Annotated in this window: 23 protein-coding genes and 1 pseudogene; 14 read left to right on the plus strand and 10 right to left on the minus strand. The window is 66.2% G+C overall.

The window, feature by feature from the left end:
• Positions 1-243: 243 nt before the first annotated feature.
• A pseudogene (locus ACFWVD_RS21535) lies at positions 244-651 on the minus strand (PaaI family thioesterase); the annotation flags it as partial.
• A gap of 59 nt (positions 652-710) precedes the next feature.
• A complete protein-coding gene (locus tag ACFWVD_RS21540; protein ID WP_379245411.1) occupies positions 711-1,274 on the minus strand; it encodes a TetR/AcrR family transcriptional regulator in 564 nt (187 codons plus the stop codon).
• A 77-nt stretch (positions 1,275-1,351) separates the two neighbouring features.
• Between ACFWVD_RS21540 and ACFWVD_RS21545 the strand changes: the two genes are divergently transcribed.
• Positions 1,352-2,419: a DNA polymerase IV gene (locus ACFWVD_RS21545; RefSeq protein ID WP_379245413.1), complete on the plus strand. Its 1,068-nt coding sequence runs from the start codon at positions 1,352-1,354 to the stop codon at positions 2,417-2,419.
• 132 nt (positions 2,420-2,551) lie between these two features.
• Positions 2,552-3,547 (plus strand): acryloyl-CoA reductase, encoded by a 996-nt coding sequence (locus ACFWVD_RS21550; protein WP_379245415.1) that lies wholly within the window; start codon positions 2,552-2,554, stop codon positions 3,545-3,547.
• 313 nt (positions 3,548-3,860) lie between these two features.
• Here the strand turns inward: ACFWVD_RS21550 and ACFWVD_RS21555 are convergent, their stop codons facing one another.
• Entirely contained in the window at positions 3,861-5,753 is a 1,893-nt protein-coding gene (locus tag ACFWVD_RS21555) for an ABC transporter ATP-binding protein (RefSeq protein ID WP_379245417.1), read from the minus strand.
• A 197-nt stretch (positions 5,754-5,950) separates the two neighbouring features.
• On the opposite strand from ACFWVD_RS21555, the gene ACFWVD_RS21560 reads away from it, so the two are divergent.
• Together ACFWVD_RS21560 and ACFWVD_RS21565 are read left to right on the plus strand one after the other, a co-directional pair.
• The gene (locus ACFWVD_RS21560) at positions 5,951-8,731 is read left to right on the plus strand and encodes an FAD-binding and (Fe-S)-binding domain-containing protein (RefSeq protein WP_379245419.1); all 2,781 of its coding nucleotides are present in this window, start codon (positions 5,951-5,953) and stop codon (positions 8,729-8,731) included.
• A 27-nt stretch (positions 8,732-8,758) separates the two neighbouring features.
• The gene (locus tag ACFWVD_RS21565; protein ID WP_379245420.1) at positions 8,759-9,703 is read left to right on the plus strand and encodes a DNA-3-methyladenine glycosylase family protein; all 945 of its coding nucleotides are present in this window, start codon (positions 8,759-8,761) and stop codon (positions 9,701-9,703) included.
• Here the strand turns inward: ACFWVD_RS21565 and ACFWVD_RS21570 are convergent.
• Entirely contained in the window at positions 9,700-9,906 is a 207-nt protein-coding gene (locus tag ACFWVD_RS21570; RefSeq protein ID WP_379245422.1) for a hypothetical protein, read from the minus strand. The two genes, ACFWVD_RS21565 and ACFWVD_RS21570, sit on opposite strands and share 4 nt — an antisense overlap.
• 184 nt (positions 9,907-10,090) lie before the next feature.
• Between ACFWVD_RS21570 and ACFWVD_RS21575 the strand changes: the two genes are divergently transcribed.
• From ACFWVD_RS21575 to ACFWVD_RS21590, 4 genes are all read left to right on the plus strand, one after another.
• Positions 10,091-11,002, plus strand: coding sequence for a helix-turn-helix domain-containing protein (locus ACFWVD_RS21575; RefSeq protein ID WP_379245424.1), 912 nt, complete (start codon positions 10,091-10,093; stop codon positions 11,000-11,002).
• A complete protein-coding gene (locus ACFWVD_RS21580; protein ID WP_379245426.1) occupies positions 10,999-11,199 on the plus strand; it encodes a DUF397 domain-containing protein in 201 nt (66 codons plus the stop codon). Before ACFWVD_RS21575 ends, ACFWVD_RS21580 begins: the two co-directional genes overlap by 4 nt.
• Positions 11,196-11,405: a DUF397 domain-containing protein gene (locus tag ACFWVD_RS21585; RefSeq protein ID WP_379245428.1), complete on the plus strand. Its 210-nt coding sequence runs from the start codon at positions 11,196-11,198 to the stop codon at positions 11,403-11,405. Before ACFWVD_RS21580 ends, ACFWVD_RS21585 begins: the two co-directional genes overlap by 4 nt.
• 128 nt (positions 11,406-11,533) lie before the next feature.
• Positions 11,534-11,671: a hypothetical protein gene (locus ACFWVD_RS21590; protein WP_379245430.1), complete on the plus strand. Its 138-nt coding sequence runs from the start codon at positions 11,534-11,536 to the stop codon at positions 11,669-11,671.
• A gap of 48 nt (positions 11,672-11,719) precedes the next feature.
• On the opposite strand, the gene ACFWVD_RS21595 is transcribed toward ACFWVD_RS21590, so the two are convergent.
• Genes ACFWVD_RS21595 through ACFWVD_RS21605 form a run of 3 tightly spaced genes read right to left on the minus strand, consistent with a single transcriptional unit; the run spans position 11,720 to position 15,253 of the window.
• A complete protein-coding gene (locus tag ACFWVD_RS21595) occupies positions 11,720-12,466 on the minus strand; it encodes a succinate dehydrogenase/fumarate reductase iron-sulfur subunit (RefSeq protein ID WP_379245432.1) in 747 nt (248 codons plus the stop codon).
• Positions 12,467-12,468: 2 nt separating this feature from the next.
• Positions 12,469-14,391 (minus strand): fumarate reductase/succinate dehydrogenase flavoprotein subunit, encoded by a 1,923-nt coding sequence (locus ACFWVD_RS21600; protein WP_379245434.1) that lies wholly within the window; start codon positions 14,389-14,391, stop codon positions 12,469-12,471.
• 31 nt (positions 14,392-14,422) lie between these two features.
• Positions 14,423-15,253 (minus strand): hypothetical protein, encoded by an 831-nt coding sequence (locus tag ACFWVD_RS21605; RefSeq protein WP_379245436.1) that lies wholly within the window; start codon positions 15,251-15,253, stop codon positions 14,423-14,425.
• Positions 15,254-15,498: 245 nt separating this feature from the next.
• On the opposite strand from ACFWVD_RS21605, the gene ACFWVD_RS21610 reads away from it, so the two are divergent.
• Positions 15,499-16,674, plus strand: coding sequence for an acetyl-CoA acetyltransferase (locus ACFWVD_RS21610; protein WP_379245438.1), 1,176 nt, complete (start codon positions 15,499-15,501; stop codon positions 16,672-16,674).
• 100 nt (positions 16,675-16,774) lie between these two features.
• On the opposite strand, the gene ACFWVD_RS21615 is transcribed toward ACFWVD_RS21610, so the two are convergent.
• The 3 genes from ACFWVD_RS21615 to ACFWVD_RS21625 all read right to left on the minus strand — a co-directional run bounded on the left by ACFWVD_RS21615 (position 16,775) and on the right by ACFWVD_RS21625 (position 19,650).
• Positions 16,775-17,065 carry a hypothetical protein gene (locus ACFWVD_RS21615; RefSeq protein ID WP_379245440.1) on the minus strand — a complete coding sequence of 97 codons (291 nt, stop codon included), beginning with the start codon at positions 17,063-17,065 and terminating at the stop codon, positions 16,775-16,777.
• A 192-nt stretch (positions 17,066-17,257) separates the two neighbouring features.
• Positions 17,258-18,205, minus strand: coding sequence for an alpha/beta fold hydrolase (locus ACFWVD_RS21620; RefSeq protein WP_379245442.1), 948 nt, complete (start codon positions 18,203-18,205; stop codon positions 17,258-17,260).
• A gap of 263 nt (positions 18,206-18,468) precedes the next feature.
• Positions 18,469-19,650 carry an AAA family ATPase gene (locus ACFWVD_RS21625; protein ID WP_379245444.1) on the minus strand — a complete coding sequence of 394 codons (1,182 nt, stop codon included), beginning with the start codon at positions 19,648-19,650 and terminating at the stop codon, positions 18,469-18,471.
• 107 nt (positions 19,651-19,757) lie between these two features.
• Here ACFWVD_RS21625 and ACFWVD_RS21630 point away from each other — a divergent pair, with 107 nt between their 5' ends.
• The 5 genes from ACFWVD_RS21630 to ACFWVD_RS21650 all read left to right on the plus strand — a co-directional run bounded on the left by ACFWVD_RS21630 (position 19,758) and on the right by ACFWVD_RS21650 (position 24,720).
• Positions 19,758-20,024, plus strand: a complete 267-nt coding sequence (locus tag ACFWVD_RS21630; protein ID WP_379245446.1) for a hypothetical protein — start codon at positions 19,758-19,760, stop codon at positions 20,022-20,024.
• 361 nt (positions 20,025-20,385) lie between these two features.
• Positions 20,386-20,919 (plus strand): C40 family peptidase, encoded by a 534-nt coding sequence (locus ACFWVD_RS21635; protein ID WP_379245474.1) that lies wholly within the window; start codon positions 20,386-20,388, stop codon positions 20,917-20,919.
• Between the two features lie 3 nt (positions 20,920-20,922).
• Positions 20,923-21,315, plus strand: a complete 393-nt coding sequence (locus ACFWVD_RS21640; RefSeq protein WP_379245448.1) for an RNA-binding S4 domain-containing protein — start codon at positions 20,923-20,925, stop codon at positions 21,313-21,315.
• Positions 21,316-21,392: 77 nt separating this feature from the next.
• Positions 21,393-22,343 (plus strand): MBL fold metallo-hydrolase, encoded by a 951-nt coding sequence (locus tag ACFWVD_RS21645; RefSeq protein ID WP_379245450.1) that lies wholly within the window; start codon positions 21,393-21,395, stop codon positions 22,341-22,343.
• A 4-nt stretch (positions 22,344-22,347) separates the two neighbouring features.
• Positions 22,348-24,720: a YbhN family protein gene (locus tag ACFWVD_RS21650; protein WP_379245452.1), complete on the plus strand. Its 2,373-nt coding sequence runs from the start codon at positions 22,348-22,350 to the stop codon at positions 24,718-24,720.
• The last annotated feature ends 217 nt before the right edge of the window (positions 24,721-24,937 follow it).

Raw genomic sequence — 24,937 nt, forward strand, 5'->3', positions numbered from 1 at the left:
CATCAGCACATCGGAGGACGACGCTCCCACGGACTCCTACTCCGCGGCGACCATGGACCAGGCCTGGGCGCCGACGGCTTTGTTCGGGGTGATCGCTGCGAACTGGTCGGTCGCCGGTTCCTCGGCGGGCTCGGTCTCGGGTTCGTCGGTCGGTTCGTCGCCCTCGTCGTCGGTCTCGTCGAGTTCCTCCTCGGCGAGATCCTCGGGCTCGTCGCGTCCGAGCTCCTGTTCCACCCGCCGGGTCGTCCCCTGCGCGACCGCGCACAGAATCGGCTCTTCACCTTCGGTTTCGGCGTAGACGTCGCAGTGGGTGACGGCCTGACGACGGGTGGCGCCGAGAACCGTGGCGTGCACGCGCAGACGTTCACCCTGGGCGGGGCGCAAGTAGGTGATGGTGAAACCGCCGGTCAACACATTGGGTCCCAGGACCGTGCCCGCGGCGAAGGTGAGCGCGTTGTCGGCGGCGTAGGCGAGCACCCCGCCGTGCACGAAGCCGAACTGCTGGCCGTGCTCGGGCTGGATGTCGATCACGAGAGTGGCTGCCCCGTCACCGAATTCGATGAGGTCGGTGCCGACCAGACGGGCGAACGGTTGCGCGGCGAGCACCTGGCGCGCCAGGTCGAGGTCGAGGGTGGAGGCTTCGGTCGGCATCGGGTGTTCCGTTCTTCGAGTTGCGTGCCCTGCGTGAGTTGCGTTGTCCTGCATGGTGTCTATTCGGTGCCGTCGGCCCGCAGTGTCGCCCACGCGGCGGCGGCGAGTTCGGCGGCGACATCGGTTGGCGCGGTACGGATATTGCCACCAAGCCACTGTCGCGAGTATTCCTGTGCCGCACCCAGCCACAGCGCGTAGACCAGGTCGAGCTCGAGGTCGCGCACCGTGCCGTACCCCGCGTGGGTCCGCCACCAGCGCCGGACCGCGGTGAAGAACTCCACATTGCGCTCACTCTCGCGCACGCCGGGCGGCCTCGCGATAGTGAGAATCGTTGCGCGGTACTGATTTTCCTGCACCCAGCGCAGGTGGGCCTGCACTCCGGCGACGACGCCCGCGTGCGCGTCGACACTGTCGGCCACGGCATCCCAGAAGTGCTGCTGATAGTCGGTGAGCGCGTTCACCCAGACCTGCCGGTAGAGATCGGCCTTGTCGGGAAAGTGGTGGTAGAGCGCCCCGACGCTGGCTTCGGCGGCGGCGCGGATGTCGTTCAAGGTGGCATCGAGGACACCGTGTTCGGCGAACTGTCGCTCCGCGGCGAGCAACAACCGATCTCGGATCTTCATGTACAGAATTTAGTTCTGTTTCGGTGGTTGCGCAAGAGGCGACCCGAATTGTGGCCGCGATGAGGTATGACGGAACAGTGCCCCGGTGGCTCCTGCATGTGGACCTCGACCAGTTCCAGGCGGCGGTGGAATTCCGACGCCGTCCCGAGCTGCGCGGCCAACCGGTCATCGTCGGCGGCGAAGGCGACCCCGCACAGCCCCGCAAGGTCGTGACCTGCGCTTCCTATCCCGCCAGAGCCTATGGCGTGCGGGCGGGCATGGCGTTGAAGATGGCGCAGCGCAAGTGCCCCGACGGCGTCTTCCTACCCGTCGACATGGCCGCGTATGAGGTCGCCTCCGAGGAAATCATGGCCACACTGGGCCGGGTGGCAGGCGCGGTCGAGGTATGGGGGATGGACGAAGCCTTCGTCGCCACCGACGACGACCCCTGGCACCTGGCCGCCGAAATCCGCACCGCCATCATCGAACTCGGCCTCACCTGCGCGGTCGGCATCGGCGACAACAAGCTCACAGCCAAGCTGGCCACCGGCTTCGCCAAGTCCACCGGCAAGACCGCAGCCGTTCCCGAACACGAAAAAGGCGCAGCCACCGGCATTTTCGAACTCACCGCCACCAACTGGGCCGAACTCATGGGCCCCCGCCCCACCGACGCCCTCTGGGGCGTTGGCACCCGAATCGCTAAACGCATGGCCGACCTCGACATCACCACCGTCGCCGACCTCATGGCCGCCGACCCCGACCGCCTAGCCGCCGAATTCGGCCCCAACACCGGCCCCTACCTGCGGGTCCTGGGCCACGGCAAAGGCGACACCGAACTCTCCACCACCCCACGAACTCCCGTGGGCCGCAGCAAATCCGAGACCTTCCCCCACGACCTCACCGACCCCGAAGAAATCCACCGCGAAGTAGCACGCCTGGCCACCGAAGTCGCCGAGGAAGTCCGCGAACACCACCGAATCAGCACCCGAGTAGCGGTCACCGTCCGCACCAAAACCTTCTACACCCGCAGCAAACAACAAAAACTCCCCGCCCCCACCGACGACATCCCCACCATCGTCGCCACCGCCCTCGACATCATCGCCCGCTTCGACCTGGACCGCCCCGTCCGCCTCCTCGGCGTCCGCCTGGAACTGCTGGACACCTGATCACCACGCTCTGACGCAAGCATCGCCCGAGAGGCCTCCGCCACCAGCGCGTGGTGATCAACTGACCAGCTGGTTGCGCCTTATCGGGCGGGTGACCGCCCGGAGGCGCCCGTTGAACCTATGCTCGGCTGCATGGAGTTCTCAGCGATGGTGGCCAGGGAAGCTGACGGCGGGATCGTGCTCGCCCGCGAGACGGTGGGGGATGACTTCCTCGGCACCGGGGACGTGACGATCGAAGTCCACTACTCGAGCGCGAATTACAAAGACCTGCTGGCGATTACGCCCCGCGGCGGGGTGGTGCGCAACTACCCGATCGTGCCCGGAATCGACATCACCGGCGAGGTCATCGCCTCCGATTCCGACGACTTCGCCCCCGGCGACCAGGTCATCGCCCACGGCTACGAACTGGGCGTCTCCCGCAACGGCGGCTTCGCCGAGTACACCAGGGTCCCCGCCGACTGGGTCGTGAAGCTCGACGGCCTCGACACCCGCGACGCGGCCACCATCGGCACCGCCGGCTTCACCGCCGCCATGAGCGTGCAGGCCCTGCTCGACCACGGCCTCACCCCCGACGACGGCGCGGTCCTGGTCACCGGCGCGACCGGCGGTGTGGGCACGGTCGCCATCGACATCCTCTCCGGCCTCGGCTACGAAGTCATCGCCTCCACCGGCAAAACCGACGCGGGCGACCTACTCGCCGAACTGGGCGCCAACGAAGTCATCGGCCGCCTGCCTCTCGTCCCCGACGCCAAGCCCCGCCCGCTGAACAAGGCCAACTGGGCTGCTGCGGTGGACAGCGTCGGCGGCTCCTCGCTGGCCTACGTCCTCAGCGCCATCGGCTACGGCGGCGCGGTGGCCGCCAGCGGCCTCACCGGCGGCGCCGACGTACCCACCACCGTCCTGCCTTTCATCCTCCGCGGCGTCAGCCTGCTCGGCATCGATTCGGTCCAGCTCCCGATCGAAAAGCGTCGCACGTTGTGGACAGCACTGGGCAAAGAGCTGCGGCCACAACACCTTTCGACGATCGAGTCGTTCACCCCGATCACCGAAGTGGGCACCGTCCTGCAATCCATCAAGGACGGCACCCACTCGGGCCGAACCGTGATCGGTGTAGCCAACGAGTTCTGATTCAGTTGGGGTGGTGCCGCAGTGTGGGTAGAGCGCGCGCGCCGAGAACAGGGCTGTGTCTATTAGCGGCTGGCGCCGCGGTTCTCGGCGCTTGACCCCGCCTCTTCCCTCCCTACGGGCACTCCTTCGTCGCACCCTTCGGTCAGTCCATCGGCGGAGGCGCGCCGAGAACACTGTGTTTATTTGCGGCTGGTGCCGCGGTTCTCGGCGCTTGACTCCGCCTCTTCCCTCCCTACGGGCACTCCTTCGTCGCACCCTCCGGTCAGTCCATCGGCGGAGGCGCGCCGAGAACACCCAGGGATGGCGGCCAGGTTCAGGCGATGGCTGGGGTGATCGGGGTGGTGGGGTCTTCGGCGAATTGGGTTCGGTAGAGCTCGGCGTAGCGGCCGTCGGCGTTCAGCAGGGTGGTGTGGGTTCCCCGTTCGATGATTCGGCCGGCTTCCAGGACCAGGATTTGGTCGGCGGCTCGGATTGTGGACAGGCGGTGGGCGATGACCAGGGCGGTGCGGCCGGTGAGGGCTTCGGCCAGGGCGGCTTGGACTGCTGCTTCCGAGGTGGAGTCCAGGGAGGCGGTTGCTTCGTCGAGGATGACCACTCGGGGTTGTTTGAGCAGGAGGCGGGCGATGGTGAGGCGTTGGCGTTCGCCGCCGGAGAGGCGGTAGCCGCGTTCGCCGACTACCGTGTCGAGGCCGTCGGTGAGGGTGGAGATGAGGTCGCCGAGGCGGGCGCGGTGCAGGGCGTCCCAGAGTTCGGGTTCGGTGGCTTCGGGGCGGGCCAGCAGGAGGTTGGCGCGGATGGTGTCGTGGAACAGGTGGCCGTCCTGGGTGACCAGGCCGACGGTGCGTTGGATGGATTCGGTGGTGAGGTCGCGCACGTCGGAGCCGTTGAGGCGGACGGCGCCGGAGTCGACGTCGTACAGGCGCGAAACCAGTTGGGCGATAGTGGATTTGCCCGCACCGGAGGAGCCGACCAGGGCGATGAGTTGGCCGGGTTCGGCACGCAGGGACACCTCGTGCAGCACCTCGACGCCGCCGCGGCTGTCCAGGGTCGCGACGTCTTCCAGGGAGGCGAGCGAGACCTTGTCGGCCGACGGGTAACCGAAGTTCACGCCGTCCAGTTCCACCGCGACCGGACCGTCGGGCACATCCACCGCGTGCGGTGCGTCTTCGATCAGCGGCTTCAGGTCCAGGACCTCGAACACGCGCTCGAAGCTCACCAGCGCGGACATGATCTCCAGGCGGGCGCTGGCCAGCGCGGTCAGGGGGGTGTACAGGCGGGTGAGCAGCAGCGACAGCGCCACGACCGACCCCGCGTCGAGGCTGCCCTTCAGCGCGTACCAGCCACCGAGGCCGTAGACCAAGGCCAGTGCCAGCGCGGAAACCAGGGTGAGCGAGGTGACGAAGGTGGTCTGCAGCATGGCGGTGCGCACGCCGATGTCCCGCACGCGGGTGGCGCGCACGGCGAACTCCGACGACTCCTGCGCCGGCCTGCCGAACAGCTTCACCAGGGTGGCGCCGGGCGCGGAGAAACGTTCGGTCATCTGGGTGCTCATGGCGGCGTTGAGCTGGGCGGCTTCGCGCTGCATGGCGGCGAGTTTGTTGCCGGCGCGCCGGGCCGGGATGACGAACACGGGCAGGAGGACCAGCGCGAGCAGGGTGATCTGCCAGGAAATGCTGAGCATCACCGCCAGGGTGAGCAGCAGGGTGACGAGGTTGGTGATCACACCGGAGAGGGTGTCGCTGAACGCGCGCTGGGCGCCGATCACGTCGCTGTTCAGGCGGCTGACCAGCGCGCCGGTGCGGGTGCGGGTGAAGAACGCGACGGGCATCTTCTGTACGTGATCGAACACGGCGGTGCGCAGGTCAAGGATCAGCCCCTCACCGATGCGCGCCGACAGCCACCGGATGGCGATGCCCAAAGCCGCGTCGGCAATGGCAAGCCCGGCGATGGCCAGAGCTAGCAACACCACGGTGCGAGCCGCGGCGCCGTCGACGATGCCGTTGACCACGCGTCCGGCCAGCACCGGCGTCGCCACGCCGAGCACCGCGGCCAACACGCTGAGCAGCAGGAAGCCGACGATCCGCCGCCGGTGCCCCTGCGCGAACCGCAGGATGCGGCGCGCGGTGACGGTGCTGAACGGTCGCTGCTCGTCCGGCGCGTTCATGCGCCGGTACATCTGGCTGTACGCCACGGATTCGATACTCACTGCCACTCTCCTCGCGGTTCCCCACCCATTGAACTCCTGCCCACCGACACTAGAACCTCAACAAAGGTTGACCGCAAATCCTTTCCGCGGGCACTCCGGTCCCGTGTACGGCGAAATCGGCCGCCGCATCCTGGCTGATCGCCAGGTCGGATCGACAGCCGGAGGGCGGAGCCTCGACTCCCGAATAGGCTGGTCGCGTGGACGACGACCGGAGCGCGGACAAGCTGGCCGATGCCCTGCGCACCCGCGTCGGCTGCCCGGTCGACGCCTCGATCCGCAGACGCGTCGAGTACTCCTCCGACGCCTCCAACTACCGCGTAAAACCCGCCATGGTGGTGTTCCCCCGCGGCGATGACGACGTCGCCGAAACGGTCCAATTCGCCCGCGAGAACGGCCTGCCCCTCACGGCGCGAGGCGCAGGCACCTCGGTGGCGGGAAATGCCATCGGACCAGGCATCGTGCTGGATTTCAGCAGGCACATGAACACAGTCCGAGCCGTCGACGTCGAGGCGCGAACGGCCACCGTGCAGCCGGGCGTAGTCCTGTCGGATCTGCAACGCCGGCTACGCCCGAACGGACTCAGACTGGGCCCGGACCCATCAACCCAGGCTCGCTGCACCCTGGGCGGAATGATCGGCAACAACGCCTGCGGCCCCCACGCCCTGGCCTGGGGCCGCACCTCCGACACTGTCCGCGAGCTGCGCATCCTCGACGGCACCGGCACACACAGAACCCTCGGCACCGACCTGACCGCCGTGCCAGGCCTGGCAAGTTTCACCACCAGAAACCTGGCAGTGTTGCGCACCGAGATGGGCAGATTCGACCGCCAAGCCTCCGGCTACAACCCCGAACACCTTCTGCCAGAACGAGGTTCATCCGCAGCGAAGGCATTCGTCGGCTCCGAGGGAACCTGTGGACTACTTCTGGAAGCGACACTAACGCTCACCCCAACGCCCGCGGCAACAGTGCTGACAGTGATCGGATACCCCGACATCGCCACTGCCGCAGACGATATCGCCGCAGTAACCCTCTGCGCCCCCATCGCAGTCGAAGGCATCGACGCAGGCCTGGTAGACGTAGTCCGCGCACACCGAGGAACCGTCCCCGACCTCCCGAAGGGGCGAGGCTGGCTATTCGTCGAAACCGCGGGCGCCAGCCCCGCCGAGGCCGAAGCCCTAGCCCGCCAACTATGCCGAGAAACCAACGCCGACGACCACCGCATAGTCACCGATCCCGTCGCCACAGCGGCACTCTGGCGAATCCGAGCCGACGGAGCAGGCCTGGCAGGCCGCACCCCCGACGGCAACCCGGCGTGGCCAGGCTGGGAAGACGCCGCAGTTCCCCCGCAAAACCTCGGCCCCTACCTCCGCGAATTCGCAGACCTCACAACCGAATACAACCTCACCGGCCTGCTCTACGGCCACCTAGGCGACGGCTGCATCCACGTCCGCCTCGACTTCCCGATCGCCAATGCCCCGCAACGCTTCCGCGAGTTCCTAGTAGACGCCACGGAACTGGTTGTGCGACACGGTGGCTCACTATCAGGCGAACACGGCGACGGCCGTGCGAGGTCCGAACTCCTAGAACTCATGTACACCCCAGCAGCCCGCGCCGCCTTCGCAGGCTTCAAATCCCTCTTCGACCCCGACAACATCCTCAACCCAGGCATCCTCGTCGCCCCGAACCCCGTCGACGCCGACCTCCGAGTAGCAGGACTACAGCCCGTCGCAGGCACAGGCTTCGCCCTATCCACAGACAACGGCGATCTATCCACAGCTGTGCACAGATGTGTAGGAATCGCCAAGTGCCGCGCGGACACTCGCAAAGACGGCGGCTTCATGTGCCCCTCCTACCTGGCCACCTCGGACGAAAAGGACACCACCCGAGCCCGCGCCAGAGTCCTCCAGGAGGTAGTCCGCGGCGAACTCGATTGGCGCGCACCAGCAGTCGAACAATCCCTGGACCTGTGCCTGTCCTGCAAAGCCTGCGCCTCCGACTGCCCCGCAGGCGTCGACATGGCCACCTACAAATCCGAGGCACTGTACCGCCGCTACAAAAACCGCCCAAGACCCCTGGATCACTATGTCCTGGGCCAACTCCCACGCTGGCTGGCCATCGCCCAACGCTTCCCCCGCCTGGCCAACGCCCTCACCGCCCGCCCGAACCTCCGCCGAGCAGGCATGCGCCTGGCAGGAATCGACCCCCGCAGAGATGTACCCCCACTCGCATCGAAACCCCTGCGACGCAACTGGACCAAGCACACAGGGCCACGCGAAGTAATGCTGTGGACAGATACCTTCACCGACGCCTACGACCCCGAAAACGCCCGAGCCGCAACCCAACTCATCGAACGACTCGGCTACACAGTCACCATCCCCAAATCACGAGTCTGCTGCGGCCTCACCTGGATCAGCACCGGCCAACTGGACGGCGCCCGCACCCGCCTGAAAGCCACCCTCGATGCCCTCACCGACCACGTAGCAGCAGGCGGCGTCATCGTCGGCCTGGAACCCTCCTGCACAGCCACCCTCAAAGCCGACCTCCCAGAACTGCTCCCCAACGACCCCCGAGCCCACCAGGTAGCCGCCGCCGTCAAAACCCTCGCCGAATTCCTCACGGCCCACCCCGACTGGCACCCACCCCACCGCCCGAACGACACGGTCATCGTCCAACCCCACTGCCACCAGCACGCCGTCGGCGGCTTCGAAGCCGACCGCGAAATTCTCACCGCAATGGGCGTCACCATCGAAGAACTAGCAGGCTGCTGCGGCCTGGCAGGCAACTTCGGCATGCAAAAAGGCCACTACGACGTCTCGAAAGCGGTTGCCGAAAACGCCCTGCTCCCAGCCCTACGCAACGCGCCCCCGAACACCATCTTCCTAGCAGACGGCTTCTCCTGCCGAACCCAAGCGGCACACCTCGCGAACACCCAGGGCGTACACCTGGCCAGATACCTACTGGACCGCGCCGTGGATTGACCCAGCTCACAGGCGCACAATGAACCAATGCCCGAGACCCTGGACCCCGACCTGGCCGTGGCCGGTCTGTCCAGAACAGTCCGATCGACCAGGCCCTTCGATGTAGACATCACCGTCTCCCCCCTGCGCAGAGGCGCCGCCGACCCCTGCCACCACGTCACCCCCGACGGCGCCCGCTGGCACGCCTCCCGGATGCGCACCGGCGAGGTCACCTTCCGCCTCACCCAGGACGGCCGCTACGGCGCCACCGCCCGCGCGTGGGGCCCCGGCGCCGAGGAGTTTCTCGCGGGTCTGGAAACCATGCTCTGCCTCGAAGAAGACCTCGACGACTTCACCCCGCAGCACCCCAAGATCAAAGAAGCGCACCGCACCGTCCCCGGCCTGCGCATGTTGAAAACCGGCCGGGTGCTCGAGTCGCTGATCCCCGCCATCCTCGAACAGAAAGTGCACACGAAGGCGTCCTGGGCGTCGTGGCGCACGCTGGTCCGCGAGTTCGGCACGAAGGCGCCGGGACCCGCACCGCAGGGCCTGATGGTGCCGCCCGACGCCGAGACCTGGCGGTTGATTCCGTCCTGGAAGTACCACCGAGCCAATGTCGGCCCGCAGCGCGCCCAGACCATCGTGCGCGCGGCGCGAGTCGCGGATTCGATCGAACGCACCGCCGCACTGCACCCGGCCGAAGCCGCGCAACGCCTGCGCAGCCTGCCCGGCATCGGCGTGTGGACCGTCGCGGAAACCGCACAGCGCGCCTTCGGCGATGCCGATGCGCTGTCGGTCGGCGACTACCACCTGGCCGCCGTGGTGGGCTGGACCCTGCTGGGCCACCCGATCGACGACGACGCGATGGTCGAATACCTGCGTCCGCTACAACCCCACCGCTACCGCGCGGTGCGGCTGCTGGCGCTGAGCGGGCAGGCCCGCAAACCCAAATTCGGCCCGCGCGACCCGATCACCGATCACCGACACCACTAACGCGTGGCGCGCTCGTCCAACACGCAGCGCCCCGCTTCGACCAGCGTCTTGCGCGCGCGCCTGCGCACCCGACACTCGTCGACGGTGCAGTCCAGATGCAATTGCATTGCGGCATGGGCTTGTTCGGGTTCCATCGGCCCCGGATCGCTGCCGCAACTCAGCAGTGCAGCAGCGATATGCATGTTCAGCTCGCTCAGTTGCATACGCCCAGCACAGCACGCAAACGCCGGGCTAACGGTCAGTACACGCCCAGGATTCGAGATTTCCGCGAATTCCCAGCACAACATCCAAGGGGGAGAGCAGGATTCCCCATAGTGGACGAATTCCACCGTCGATTCGGGGCTGGGAGCGGATGGCGGGCGTGCGAACACGGGCAGGAGTGGGGCAGTGGCTGTCAATGCATCGATCGGAACGGAAACGTCGGGGGTCTCCTCGACGTTGCCGCGCCGACAATTAGGCCGGTACCTGCGCGATTGGCGCACGCAGGCCGGGCTCACGATCGCCGAGGCGGCCCGGCTGATGGAGTGGGGTGCCAGCACCCTGCAGCGCCTGGAAAAGGGTCAGGCCGACCGGATCAGAACCATCGATATCCACGAACTGTGCCGCATCTACGGCATTCCCGACCATCTCGCCGAGGGACTCACCGGGCTGGCGCAGCAGGCCGCTGTCAAGAGCTGGTGGCACGCCTACGGCGATCTGATCCCCGAGAATTTCGATGTCTACGTGGGTTTGGAGGCTTCGGCGCACCGACTTCGCGCCTACCAATCCGAGCTGATTCCCGGCCTGCTGCAGACCGCGGAATACGCGAGGGCGTTGAATCATCTTGGCTTCCCACAAGATTCGACCGATGAGGTCGACCGCCGGGTAGCGCTGCGTCTGCAACGTCAGGCCTTGATCACCCGCAAGCATTCCCCCGCCGAGATCGATGTGGTGCTGCACGAATCGGTATTGCGCAGCGTCGTCGGTGATGCGAAGGTGATGGCTGCGCAGTTGCGACACCTCGCCGATGCGAGTACTCGAAGTAATGTGGCAGTGCGCATCCTGCCGTTTGCCGCCGGCGTGCCGCTCGGAGTCTCCACGGGACCTTTCACGGTTCTCGAGTTCGGTACCGACAGCAAGGGGCAACCGGTCGAACCTCCGGTGGTGTACGCCGAAGGCTTCACCGGCGACCTCTACCTGGAACGACGCAGCGATGTTCGAAGGTACGAGCGGGCACATGTTTGCCTCCAGCGTGATTCGCTGGATATCCAACCGAGTAGAAACCTGCTGCGGCAGGTCGCGAAGGAGTATGTGGCATGAGTTTCGATCTCGTCGACGCACACTGGTTCAAGAGCACTCGTAGTGGCGCGGGCAAGGATTGCGTCGAAGTTGCCTTCCTGTACGGCGGGCAAGTCGGCGTGCGCGACAGCAAGAATCCCGGCGGGCCTGCCCTGGTCTTCGACGGCGCCAGCTGGGACGCGTTCACCCGCGGTATCGACGCGGGCGGTTTCGCGTGAACACGAAGCGCGACATCGACACCAGCGACGCCACCTGGCAGCGTGCGGGCGCCGACGACGGCAGCGTGGAGGTCGCGATGCTCGCGGAAGGTCATGTGGCACTGCGAGACAGCAAGAACCCCGACGGGCCGGTGCTGATTTTCACGCCGAGCGAATGGACCGCTTTCACCGCGGGCGTGCACGATGGTGAGTTCGACCGGCCGTAGATCACGCGACGATAAACTTTCGGCATAGGGCGAGGTTTGGTGCGGTGTCGGACGGGTAGCCCAGGTATATGGACCGAGGGTTGAAGAAGATGCCACCCCGGTACCGGAGGCTGGCGCCTGAGGACGGGGTGGAACGCCTGATCGTGATCCTGCTTTTCGCGGTATCGGCGGTCGGAATCTTCGTACTCACCAGCTCGTTGCTGTCGGCGCTGTTCATCGGATTACTGGTCGGATCAGTCGCGATGGGGACTGTAGCTGTGTTGTAAACAGTGGACGCTGCGGGGTTTTCGCAACCCCGCAGCGTCATCAGTTCGTCATCGCCGGAACAATTTATTGCCCAACCAGACAACCGGATCGTATTTGCGATCCACGACCCGTTCCTTCAGCGGAATCAACGCGTTATCGGTGATCTTGATGTGCTCGGGACACACGTCCGTGCAGCATTTGGTGATATTGCAATAACCCAAACCCGCTTCTTCCTGCGCCATTTCGCGCCGATCACGGGTGTCCAACGGGTGCATCTCGAGTTCGGTGATGCGCATCAGGTAGCGCGGGCCCGCGAAGGCAGGCTTGTTCTCCTCGTGATCGCGCACCACGTGACAGGTGTCCTGACACAGGAAGCACTCGATGCACTTGCGGAACTCCTGCGACCGCTCCACGTCGATCTGCTTCATCCGATAGTCGCCGGGCGCCAGACCGGGCGGCGGCGCGAAAGACGGTATCTCCCTGGCCTTCTCGTAGTTGAACGAGACATCGGTGACCAGATCCTTGATGATCGGGAACGTGCGCATCGGGGTGACGGTGATGACGTCGTCGGGCGTGAACGTCGACATGCGCGTCATGCACAGCAGCCGCGGGCGCCCGTTCACCTCCGCCGAACACGAACCGCACTTGCCCGCTTTGCAATTCCAACGCACCGCGAGGTCGGGGGTCTGGGTGGCTTGCAGGCGATGGATGATGTCGAGCACCACCTCGCCCTCGTTCACCGCCACCGTGTAATCCTGCAGACTGCCGCCGTCGATGTCGCCGCGCCAGACCCGGAACCGGGCGTCGTATCCCATGGTTACGCCTTTCCCTCGACTGCCGGGTGCTCAGCCAATTCTTGCTCGGTGTAGTACTTTTCGAGCTCGCTCAGTTCGAACAAAGCGAGCAGGTCGTCGCGCATCGGCGACTGATCGGCGGGAGTCACTGTCACGCTGGGGATCTCGTCGGTCGACGCGGGATCCACCGAACACACCAGCAGGGTGTTGCGCCAGTCCGGGTTCATGCCGGGGTGGTCGTCTCGCGTGTGGCCGCCACGGCTCTCGGTGCGCAAAAGCGCTGCCTGCGCGACACATTCGCTGACCAGCAGCATGTTGGCAAGATCCAGCGCGAGATGCCAGCCGGGGTTGAAGGGCCGCTTGCCCTCCACCTTCACATTCGCGTACCTGGCTCGAAGCTCGTTCAGCTTGTCGATCGCCTCGCGTACCTCGTGCTCTTTGCGGATGATGCCGACCAGGTCGTTCATCGTTTGCTGCAGCTCCGAATGCAGGGTGTACGGGTTCTCGCTGCGACTGTGCGCCGACGAATCGAACGGTGCCAGTGCGACATTCACCGCCTTGTCGACATCGGACTCCGCCGGCACCGGCTTGGTGACCAACTGCTGGACATAGGCCGAAGCACCCAACCCCGCCCGCCGACCGAACACCAACAGATCCGACAGCGAGTTCCCGCCCAGCCGGTTCGAACCGTGCATGCCACCGGAACACTCACCGGCAGCGAACAATCCGGGTACCAGCGCCGCCCCGGTGTCGGGGTTCACCTCGATCCCGCCCATCACGTAGTGGCAGGTCGGCCCGACTTCCATCGGCTCGGCCGTGATGTCGACATCGGCCAGTTCCTTGAACTGATGGTGCATCGACGGCAGCCTGCGCACGATCTCGTCGGCGGGCATCCGGGACGCGATGTCGAGGTAGACGCCGCCGTGCTCGGTGCCGCGCCCGGCCTTGACCTCCTCGTTGATCGCCCTGGCGACCTCGTCACGGGGGAGTAGATCAGGGGTGCGGCGCGCAGAGTCGTTGTCGCGCAACCACTGATCGGCTTCTTCCTCGGTTTCGGCGTACTGGCCCTTGAACACCGGCGGGATGTAGTCGAACATGAACCGCTTGCCCTCGGAGTTCTTCAGCACCCCACCGTCACCGCGCACGCCCTCGGTGACGAGGATGCCCTTCACGCTGGGCGGCCAGACCATGCCGGTGGGGTGGAACTGCAGGAACTCCATATTGATCAGCGTCGCGCCGCAGCGAAGGGCGAGCGCGTGGCCGTCGCCGGTGTACTCCCACGAATTCGACGTGACCTTGTACGACTTGCCGATGCCGCCGGTAGCCAACACCACCGCCGGTGCGGAGAACAGCACGAACCCGCCGGACTCACGCCAGTACCCGAACGCGCCGGCGATAGCGCCTGCGTCAGTGAGCAATTCGGTGATCGTGCACTCGGCGAAGACCTTGATCCTGGCCTCGTAATCACCGGTCTCCGCGTAATCCTCCTGCTGCAGCGACACGATCTTCTGCTGCATCGTGCGGATCAGTTCCAGCCCGGTCCGGTCGCCGACATGCGCCAGGCGCGGATACGTGTGCCCACCGAAATTGCGCTGACTGATCCGGCCATCAGGTGTTCGATCGAACAGTGCCCCATAGGTTTCCAGCTCCCACACCCGGTCGGCGGCCTCCTGCGCGTGCAGTTCGGCCATCCGCCAGTTGTTGAGGAACTTGCCGCCGCGCATGGTGTCTTTGAAGTGCGTCTGCCAGTTGTCCTTCTCGTTGGCGTTGCCCATCGACGCCGCGCAACCACCCTCGGCCATCACCGTATGTGCCTTGCCGAATAACGACTTACACACCACCGCGACCGAAAGTCCTTGTTCGCGAGCCTCGATCACCGCGCGCAGACCCGCGCCGCCCGCACCGATCACTACCACGTCGTAGTCGTGCCGTTCTACCTCTGGCATTGCGTTCCGAACTCCTCGCATTGTCGCGGTGTCAGTTGACGAACCGCAGGTCCGAAATGGTGTGGCTGGCCACCAACATCACGTAGAAGTCGGTCAGCACGAGGGTGCCCAGCGTGGTCCAGGCCAGCGCCATATGGCGGGTGTTCAGCTTGGAGATCTGGGTCCAGTACCAGTACCGCACCGGGTGGGCGGAGAAGTTCTTCAGCTTGCCGCCCACGATGTGCCTGCACGAATGGCACGACAGCGTGTACGCCCACAGCAGGATCACGTTCACCAACAGCACGATGTTGCCCAAGCCGAAACCGAAACCGCCACTGCTGCCGTGGAATGCGGTGACCGCGTCATAGGTGTTGACCAGCGAAACCACCAGCGCCACATAGAAGAAATAGCGGTGCGAGTTCTGGATGATCAACGGCAACCGCGACTCACCGGTGTACCGCGCGTGCGGCTCGGCCACCGCGCAGGCGGGCGGGGACAGCCACACCGAGCGGTAGTAGGCCTTGCGGTAGTAGTAGCAGGTCAGCCGGAAGCCGAGCAGGAACGGCAGCACCACGAACCCCAGCGGGATCCACATCGGCAACTCGGGGAACGGGGTGCCGAAGTGCGCCGACCCCGGCACGCACGACTCGCTCAGACACGGCGAGTAGAACGGGGTCAGATAGTGGAACTCCGGCACCCAATAGGCCGTGCGCACAAAGGATCTGATCGTCGCGTAGGTGACGAACGCGCCGAGACCGAGGGCGGTGAACAGTGGGGGCAGCCACCAGCGGTCGGTGCGCAGGGTGCGTGCGGAGATCCGGGCGCGCGTTCTGCTGAAGACGCCGGTGCCCGTGGCGGGAGTGGTGGTCGGTGCGGCACTCACGGTGGATGCCTCGCTGATCTTCGATTGCGGCAGTGATCATTACCCGCCGCGATGGATTGTGATGTGGAGCACCATACGCCTGTGTTCGGGCCGCTCGCGGTGGGTCTCACGCACTCGGTACGCGGGCATGGCGGTGATCTCGATCACAGCGGTGACGGCCGTGACGGGCCGTCATGCCGGTGCAACAAACCTGTGGTGGCCTAGGTCAACAGTTCCCCGCACCGGGGAGAGGAGCGTGACGCGCAATGAGAAGAGCCGCGATCGTGGCACCTGTCCGAACGCCCAGCGGCGTCGAAGGCGGTGCGCTGTCGGGGATGCCGGCCGAGTGGTTGGCGACCACGGTCTTATCGGCGGTGATCCAACGGTCGGGCATCGATCCGTTGCGGATCGACGACGTGGCCATGGCTTGTCTCGACGGCGTCCTCTCCGATGCTCCCGCAGTGGGATCGCTGGCTGCGCGCGGAGCCGGATTGCCTTTCGCGGTACCAGGTTTCGTGACCGACAAGCACGGCGGCAGTGGACTGCAGGCGGTGATCACCGCGGCGATGATGGTGCAGACCGGTGCCGCCGATGTGGTGGTCGCGGGTGGGGTGGAGTGCGCGTCGGCCGCGGCGGGGCTGCCCGGTGGGACCGCGGGATTGCACAACGCGGAGCGGTTGGCGCACTACTACGGCATCGACCGCAGTGCCGCTGACGAGTTCGCGGTCGCCAGTCATCGCAAGGCCGCGCGCGCCTGGCGGCAGGGTGCGTTCGCGGCTGAGGTCGTCGGGGTCGGCGCCGGTTATGGCGCGCACCAGATCACGCGTGATGAAGGGGTGCGCGACGATCTGTCGACCCACACTCTCGCGGGGTTGCGGCCGCTGCTCGCCGATGGGGTGGTGACCGTGGGGAACATGAGTTCGCATCGACTCGGGGCATCGGCGTGCCTGGTCGTGGCTGAGGATCGGCTCGATGAGTTGGGATTGACGCCGATGGCGTTTCTCGCCGGGTGGGCGGCGGCCGGGTGTGACAGCGAAGGACCCGGACTCGGGGCGGCGCCCGCGGTGTCGAAGCTGCTCGGGCGGACCGGGTGCTCGCTGGATGAGATCGATTTGCTCGAGATCAACGAGGGGTATGCGGTGGAAGTGCTGGCGCTTGCCACCGAATGGGAGTTGGACCCGCTGGATCGGTTGAATGTGAACGGGTCCGATATCGCGCTCGGGCATCCGGTGGGGGCTACCGGGCTGCGGATCATGACCACGATGCTGCACGAGCTGGGTCGGACCGGCGGGCGGTACGGGCTCGAGGCGATCGCGTTGGGGCACGATCACGGGATCGCGGCGCTGTTCGAGTCGGCGGAGGTGGCCGAGCCGGTCGAGGTTCCGCGCGGGGCTCGGTTTCATGGGTCGCGGACTCGGCGGTTGGGGCGGCATCGGGCTTGAGGTTGTTTTAGGGGCGTAGCAGGACTGCCCGTTCGGGGTCGTGGGCATGAGGCGGCGCGGCGACCCTGGGTTCAGGGCGCCGCGCCGTTGGTCTCAGGCTCTACTTCGTTCTGGGGCGGGAGTGGAAGCCCAGACCTTCGTCTTGGGCGCCCATCCAGGCTGCTTCGTCCGATTTGCTGTCGGGGACGTAGATCGGGTCGGAGCGGCGGGGGACGGCCAGTTCGGGCGGGGGTGCCTGTTCGAAATCCTCGGCGTCGATGACCAACCGCTCGAGATCGTTCTCCAGGCGGCGGATGGTGGCCGCGTCGCCATAGTTGGACCGCAGTGCGCCGATCGATTGCCGGAGTTGGCCGACCGCGTAGCGCAGTTCCGCAACATCGCTGCGTGTCATCGTTACCTCCTGATGTAGATGGCGGGCATACCGACTCGCCGGATCACGGGTACGCCCCGAAAAGTCCCGGGCCGCACTGCACCGAGCTGTGTGACTCACCACACAACGTGATCTCCACCACAATAACGGATCTTTTCGGTTTGCGCTCAGTTCTGTGGGGGATCACAGGATTGCCATCGGGTAACTGTTCGCTCACCCCGCCACGGCGTAGCGGGCGCGCACCCCCGAGCTCGCGCGTTCGACCAGCGCGGTGAGGCAGTGCGCCACCTCCTCGGCGCAGTCCAGGATCACGCTGTGCCCGGCGCCCTCGATCCGCACCAGTTCCGCACCCGACAGCTGCGAGGCCAACACCACCGAATGCGCGAACGGCACCATCAGATCCGCCGAACCCGCCAACACCAGCGCGGGCAGATCGCCGAAGCGGTGCAGGGTGTGGGCCTCGTCGAAGTCCAGCAGCGAACTCAGGAAACCCGACATGGTCAGCAGCGCGGTCTCGTTGAGCACCGCGGTCGCGATCGCGGCCACGCGTGGATTCACCCGTCGGGTGCCCGTGCTCGCTTCGCGGATCAACGGCCCGACGATCCAGCGCGACAAGCGTTTCGACGCCTGCATCACCCGCGGCGCGTGCACGACCGCGTGCTGCAGCGAGGCCACGGCGTGCCGGTTGAGCAGTCGACCCAGACCCACCTGCGCGATCCCACCCGCGGCCCCCGCGAGCAACCCGATCCCCGCGACCCGATGCCCGATCGCGTCGGGGTACAGGCGGGCGTAGGCGAGCACCACCATCGCGCCCATCGAATGCCCGACCAGCACCACCGGCCCGGTCGGCGCGACCGCGCGCAGCACCGCGTCCAGATCGGTGGCCAGCTGGTCGATCGTGTACGTGGCGTGGTGGGCGTGCCCGGATTCGCCGTGGCCGCGGTGGTCGTAGAACACCATGCGGGTGTCGTCGTCCCACTGCAGCCGCAGATGTTCGCGCAGGAACGACCAGGATTCGGTGTGCAGGCAGTGGCCGTGCACGAACACCACGGTCAGCGGGGCCTGCGCGGCGCCGAAGGTGCGGACCGCGATCGGCACGCCGTCGTCGGCGACGACAGTGCACCGGCGACCGTCGGTTTCGAGAGGGAAGGTCTTCGACATCGCGGCCTCCTCTGTCGCGCGGAACGCACCTGGGGTGGCGAGTTCCTGCTGGTGTTTTCGGACTAGATTTCCAGCGCGTTAACCCGTCAACCCTGGCGTTATCCACCCGATGCGCAACCGATCCCGGCGGGGCTTCCACCGTTACTCAGGAGAGTATTCAGCTGTCTATGTTCTTTGCTAGAAAGCTGTAGAGGGTTATCGAGTCGATGCTCGACAGGAGTTTCTACAGTTTTCTAGTAGGCAACCAAGAGTCAGGAAGAGACTCATACACTGCGCAGATATCGGCCGAAATGCGGAACCGTGAAGCCGATCGTGCCGCGTTCGGCCGAGTAGATCAGCCCCTTCTTGATCAACCCATCGCGCGCGGGCGACACCGACGCAGGCTTGCGTCCCAACTCCGCCGCGACAGCCGACGTGGCGACCGGCGCATCGTCACCCGCCAGATCGGCCATGGCCCGCATGTACTCGCGCTCAGCAGGCGTCGCACGTTCGTAGCGGGAACCGAAGAAGCCCACCGCCAGCTCCTCCTCGGCAGCGGGGGAGGCCACCGCGACATCCTCGGCGGTGATAGGACTCTCCGGCGCCTGATCCCACGCGGCCTTGCCGTACGCCTGCACGAAATATGGGTAACCATCAGCTCTTTGGTACAGCGAGTCCAACGCCGTCTCGGTGAACTTCACGTCCTCCCGCTCGGCCGGCGCGATCAACGCCAGGTCCGCCGACTCACGATCCAACCGATCGATCCGGTGATAACTGAACAGTCGCTCGGAGTAACTCTTCGACGCCGACAACACCGCGGGCAGATGCGGCAGACCCGCACCGACCACGATCAGCGGCGCACCATCCTGACTCAACTCATGGCACGCACCACAGATCGCCGACACATCCGCCGGGCCCAGATCCTGCATCTCGTCGATGAAGATCGCGATCCCCACACCGATGTCCGCGGCAAGCGCCGCAGCCTCTTTGAACAGTTCGATCAGGTCGATCTCGATATCGCCGGAATCCGCGCGACCGGTCACCGCGGGCACATCGATGCCGGGCTGCCAACGCTCGCGCATCCCCTTGTCCGCGGTGGCGCGCAACGCGAACGCCTTGAGAATGCCGAGGAAGTCGTCGACCTGCTCGGCATTGCGCGCCGACATCGCGATCGCGCGCACCGCCATGTGCAACGCCGACGACAACGGCCGTCGCAGATCCTGATCGGGTCTGGCCTCGATCTTGCCGGTGCCCCAGTTCCGCGAGATCGCCGCGGAGCGAAGTTGGTTGAGCAGCACCGTCTTTCCCACGCCACGCAGGCCGGTGAGCATCACGCTGCGTTCGGGGCGGCCGCGGGCGATGCGCTCGAGCACGATGTCGAAGGCCGCGAGTTGTTTGTCGCGCCCGGCCAATTCGGGCGGACGCTGGCCTGCGCCGGGTGCATACGGATTGCGCACGGGGTCCATGCCGGATAACCGTAGCGCGTGCGCACACCAGAATCTCGGTAACTCTGGGCTGTGTCCTAGATACTGCTAGCGAACAGCAGAGAAGTCCGTGATGGCGAAGGGGAGCGATGTCCGAGCAACCGAAGTCCGCTGCCGAGATGGTGGCCGCCTGGCCGCTGCCGCAGGGCGCGCATCTGGCCGACTCGGTCCGGCGCAACCTGCAGGCCACGCTGGAGGCCACGCTCGAAGAGGGGTATGAACTGCCACCGGAAGCGCTGGCCACCCTGGCGCTGGGGCCGCTGCTGATCATGTTGGGCAGGCTCGAGATCGACCTGGCCGACGCCCGCACCCGCATCGCCGAACTCGAACGCGTCGGCACCGAACGCGATCGGTAACGCGACGCGCCGCAACGCCGATCAAATCGTTACCCGCGCCGACACGCCGGTGAAAGTGTCGCTGTTCTGGGCTTTTCCGGCTGCAGGAAAACAACTTGCGTGCTTCGCTGGACAGCGTGCATCACAGGCCGTAATCTTCCTGTGACTTAGTGGAGTCTGTCGGTTCGTCAGAGAAGCGGCGCCATTGGGTCACCGCCGAATAGTCGTCATCGCCACCGCGATTCGCGACGAAGCGGCGGGAGAGAAGCAAGATCGGAGACTCGTCTCGGTGGGTAAACACAGCTTGCAGCGGGATTCTCGACTGCCGAATTCCGTCAAGGGTGCACTCGTTCTGGGTGCGGTGGCCGCTACAACCGGTGCGATGCCCGCGCTTTCGCAGGCAGCCACGATCAACATTCCGGGTCTGGGTAACTTCGACCTGCCGCCCGAGCTCGAGCAGCCGGCCCAGCAGGTCGAGAAGCAGTTGCAGGCAATGGTCGCCCCGCAAGGCCAGGCCGCACCGCAGCTCCCCAGCGTCGAATTCGAGAACCCGTTCTCCCAGCAGCAGCAGTCCCCGGGCAACATCGCCCTCGACGCCGCCCGCGGCAAGGTCGGCGCCCAGTACAACTGGGGCGCGGCCGGTCCGGCCAGCTTCGACTGCTCCGGCCTCGTGCAGTGGGCCTACCGTCAGGCCGGTGTCGAACTGCCGCGCACCAGCTTCGAGCAGTCCCACGTGGGCGCGCCGGTATCGTTCGACAACCTGCAGGCCGGTGACATCGTGATCACCAACGGTGGCGGCCACGTCGGCATCTACGCCGGCAACGGTCAGCTGCTCAACGCCGTGCAGTCGGGCACCCCGGTGTCCTACACCCAGCTCTCGGCTGACGACGTCGTCACGGCTCGTCGTATCGTCTAAGGGGTGACCCCCGCGCAACAGCGCTCCGACACCCAAGCCCGCGTGGATGCGTGGACCTGGGCGGTGCGCCTGTTCAAAACACGCTCGGCCGCGGCAGAAGCCTGTCGCGCCGGGCATGTGCGCGTTAATGGGGTCACCGCGAAACCGGCGCTGACCATCCGCCCCGGTGACGAGATCCGGGTCCGCCACGCGGGCCTGGAACGCATCGTCGTGGTCGAGCGGATCATCCACAAGCGAGTCGGCCCGCCGGTCGCCGCCCAGTGCCTGATCGACCGCTCCCCGCCGCCACCTCCGAAGGAAGTCCTCGCGCTGCTGCCGCAACGTGAGCGTGGTGCCGGTCGACCGACGAAACGTGAACGGCGCGAAACAGATCGGCTCATGGGCCGCGACGAGTAAGCCTGGATTATCGCCACCGCCACCCGCCTCACCTGGCCAGGTGGTAGGGGTCTGGGCGATCGCCTACGGTGGCACCTATGGGTGAGCGAACGACGATGTTATCGACGGTTCTTGCCTGTCTCGTCGCTGTCGTAGCCACCGGCCCACGCCTGCTGCGCCCACGCACCGCCGACGCCACCTTCCTCGACACCCTCGACTGCGCCCCGATCCCGCCCGCGCACACCACCGTCGGCCTCACCGCACTGGTCCAGGCGCACCTGTCCGCCCCCACCGCGATCGTCGCCGAGGGCGTGCGCACCCTGCGATCGACCCCGCTGACCATGTCGGCCTTCCTGATCCGCCACCCCGAGGCCACCTTCCTGGTCGACCCCGCGGTCTGCGCGGGCGTGCACCAGCGAGTACTGCCCGAACTCCCGTTCCCGGTGCCGCTGCTGGTCGCCCCCGACAACCCGGTTCACGGCCTGAGCGAAGTGCTGGCCGCGCACGACCTCACCGGCAACGACATCGATTTCGTCCTCCCCACCCACCTGCACTGGGACCACGTCGCGGGCCTGTACGAACTGCCCGGCCTGGTCCCGATCCGCGTGCCCGCCGCCGAATACCGCTGGGCCATGACCGGCGCGCACGCCCCGCTCGGCGTCGCCCGCGGCCCCCTGCGCGGCCGCGCCTTCGACCTCTACGAACTCGACGGCCCGCCCATTCTCACCTTCCCCCGCAGCCACGACCTGTTCGGCGACGGCTCCGTCCAGATCGTCGACCTGGCAGGCCACACCCCCGGCAGCGTCGGCATCCTGCTGGCCGTCGACGACGGCACCCACGTGCTGCTCGCGGGCGACGCCGTGTGGAGCACCCTGCAAATCGACCTCGTGCGCGAAACCGCCCCGCTGGTCGGCGAACTGTTCGACGCCGACCGCGACAAGGCCTTCGAAACCATCCACCGCCTGCACGCTCTGCCTCCCGACATCGAAGTAATCCCCGGTCACGACCGTGCGGCGGTGGCTGCTCGCGTGACACCTCAAATACAGTGACTGCATGCGAGTCGACGGTCGGGAGATCCCGGTAACGGGAAAGCTTCTGCAGCCGCTGATCAGACGTACCAGTGACATCGTGCGGGTCGTGCTGGCCGTGATCGCGCTGGCCGTGGTGATCGCCGGGTCCCTGATCACCCGCCCGGAATGGCTGGCGCTGGAAAGCTCGGTGGCCGAAATCGTCGGCTTCCTCAGCCAAGACCAGTCGACCATGGTCTATCTGATCTACGGGATGCTCATCCTGGCGCTGCCGTTCGCGATCTTCATCGAACTCCTGCTGCGTAGGCAGTGGAAGCTGCTGTTCGGGTACGCGGCGGCGGGCGCGCTGGCGGTGCTGGCCCTGTCGATCACCGGCGCCGGCATCTCCACCCCGAAATGGCACCTGCCCGTGCCCGACCGCTTCGACACCTTCCTGTCGCAATTCCTCGACGACCCGCGCTGGATCGCCATGCTCGCGGCCATGCTCACCGTGTCCAGCCCCTGGCTGCCGGTGACGCCGCGGCGCTGGATGTGGTTCCTGCTGTTGATGTTCGCGCCCATCCACCTGGTGGTGAGCTCGGTGGTGCCCGCGCGGGCCATGCTCGGGCTGGTGGTCGGGTGGCTGGTCGGCGCGGTGATCGTCTGGCTGGTCGGCACGCCCGCACTCGAAGTGCCCCTCGACGCCGCCGTGCGGGTGCTGGCCGGGCGCGGATACACCGTGAAATCCTTCCGGGTCGACCGACCGGCCGGGCGCGGACCGCTGCTGCTCGCCACCAAGGTCGACGGACCCGAAGACGAGATCTACGTCGAGCTGTACGGCAAGAACCAGCGCAGCTTCGGCGCGATCCGGCAGCTGTGGCGGTGGATCACCTTCCGCTCCGACGAGACCGCGCCGCTGCACGGTTCGATGCACCGGGCGGTGGAACACCGGGCGCTGATGGGCATCGCGATCGGCGACTTCGGGATGGCCGACTGCCATCAGGTCGCGGTGGCCGGGATGGCGCGCGGCTGGATGTTGTACGCGCACACCGTGCCTCGCGGAACACCGATCGCGACGCTGTCCGCTCAGGTGCTGCCGGGGGTGTGGCGCGGGCTTGTGCACCTGCACGAAAACCAGATCAGCCTCGGCGATATGCAACCGGACTATGTGCGAGTTGCCCAGGGGGACACGCTCTTCGGCGGTTTCGCCACCGCGGAATTCGGTGCCGCGCAAGCGCAAACCCAGACCGACATCGCGCAACTGCTGGTCACCACCACCTCGCTCTACGGCAAACACGAAGCCGTCTCGGCGGCGATCGACGTGCTCGGCGAAGACGAAGTCGCCTATGCCGCACGACGTTTGACGAAATCAGCGATGTCCGTCGGCATCCGAAAATCGGTGCCGCAGTGGAAGAAAGTGATGTCCACCGCGCGCGAGGAAGTGCGCAGGCAAACCGGCCACGACCGCATCCAACCCGAACAGATCACCCGCTTCTCCCGCAACCAGATCATCCAACTCGTGCTGCTGGTCGCCCTGGTCTACGTGGCCTACCCGTTCTTCAGCCAGGTCCCGACCTTCTTCAGCCAGCTACGCACGCTGAACTGGTGGTGGGCACTGGCGGGCCTGGCGGTATCCGGCCTGACCTACGTCGGTGCCGCCGCAGCGCTGGGTGCGTGCGCCGACGGGCTTGTTCGAATGCGCGACCTGCTGCTGGAACAGCTGGCCAACACGTTCGTGGCCACCACCACCCCCGCCGGTGTGGGCGGGTTGGCGCTGAGCGTGCGGTTCCTGCAGAAAGCGGGCATGTCCACGCTGCGCGCGACGGCCGCGGTTGCCCTACAACAGTCGATGCAGGTGATCACGCACCTGGTGCTGCTGGTGGTGTTCAGCGTGGTGGCAGGCACTTCCACCAATCTGGCCCACATCGTGCCCGATGCGACCGTGCTGTATCTGATCGCTGGCGTGGGGGTTGGGTTGATCGGCGCGTTCATGTTCGTGCCGACTCTGCGCCGGTGGGTGAATCATTCTGTGCGGCCGCAACTCAAGGAAGTTCTCGGTGAACTTGCTGACCTGGCTAAGGATCCGAAGCGGTTTGTGATCATCGTGGGTGGTTGTGGGGCGATCACGCTTGGTCAGGCGCTGGCGTTGTGGACTGCGATCGAAGCTTTTGGTGGGGGAACGAATTTCGTCACCGTCACTATTGTCACGATGATCGGCGGGACGCTGGCCTCGGCCGCGCCGACACCGGGTGGTGTTGGTGCGGTCGAGGCTGCGTTGATCGGTGGTCTCGCGGCTTTTGGGGTTCCGGCGGAGATCGCGGTTCCTGCTGTGCTGCTCTACCGCGTCCTAACCTGTTGGATCCCAGTTGCTTTGGGGTGGCCTGTCATGCGTTGGTTGGACAAGAAGGACATGATCTGAGCTCGAGGGTACGTGATTTGAGGTAGTGGGTGATGGCTCGAGCCTCGTGGTCTGGACTGGATTTGTGTGGCAGAGCTTCGGGGTGTTGGTGGTCTGGGGGGTCTTGTGTGGCAGAGCTTCAGGGTTTGAGTGGTCCCGGGTTGTTTGAGGCTGTGTTTTTGGAGCGCTGGCGCGCTCGAGCGCGGCCCCTGAGGGGCCGCGAGTTAGCCACCGTTGC

The organism is Nocardia sp. NPDC058666 (assembly GCF_042714895.1).
Classification (GTDB): domain Bacteria; phylum Actinomycetota; class Actinomycetes; order Mycobacteriales; family Mycobacteriaceae; genus Nocardia.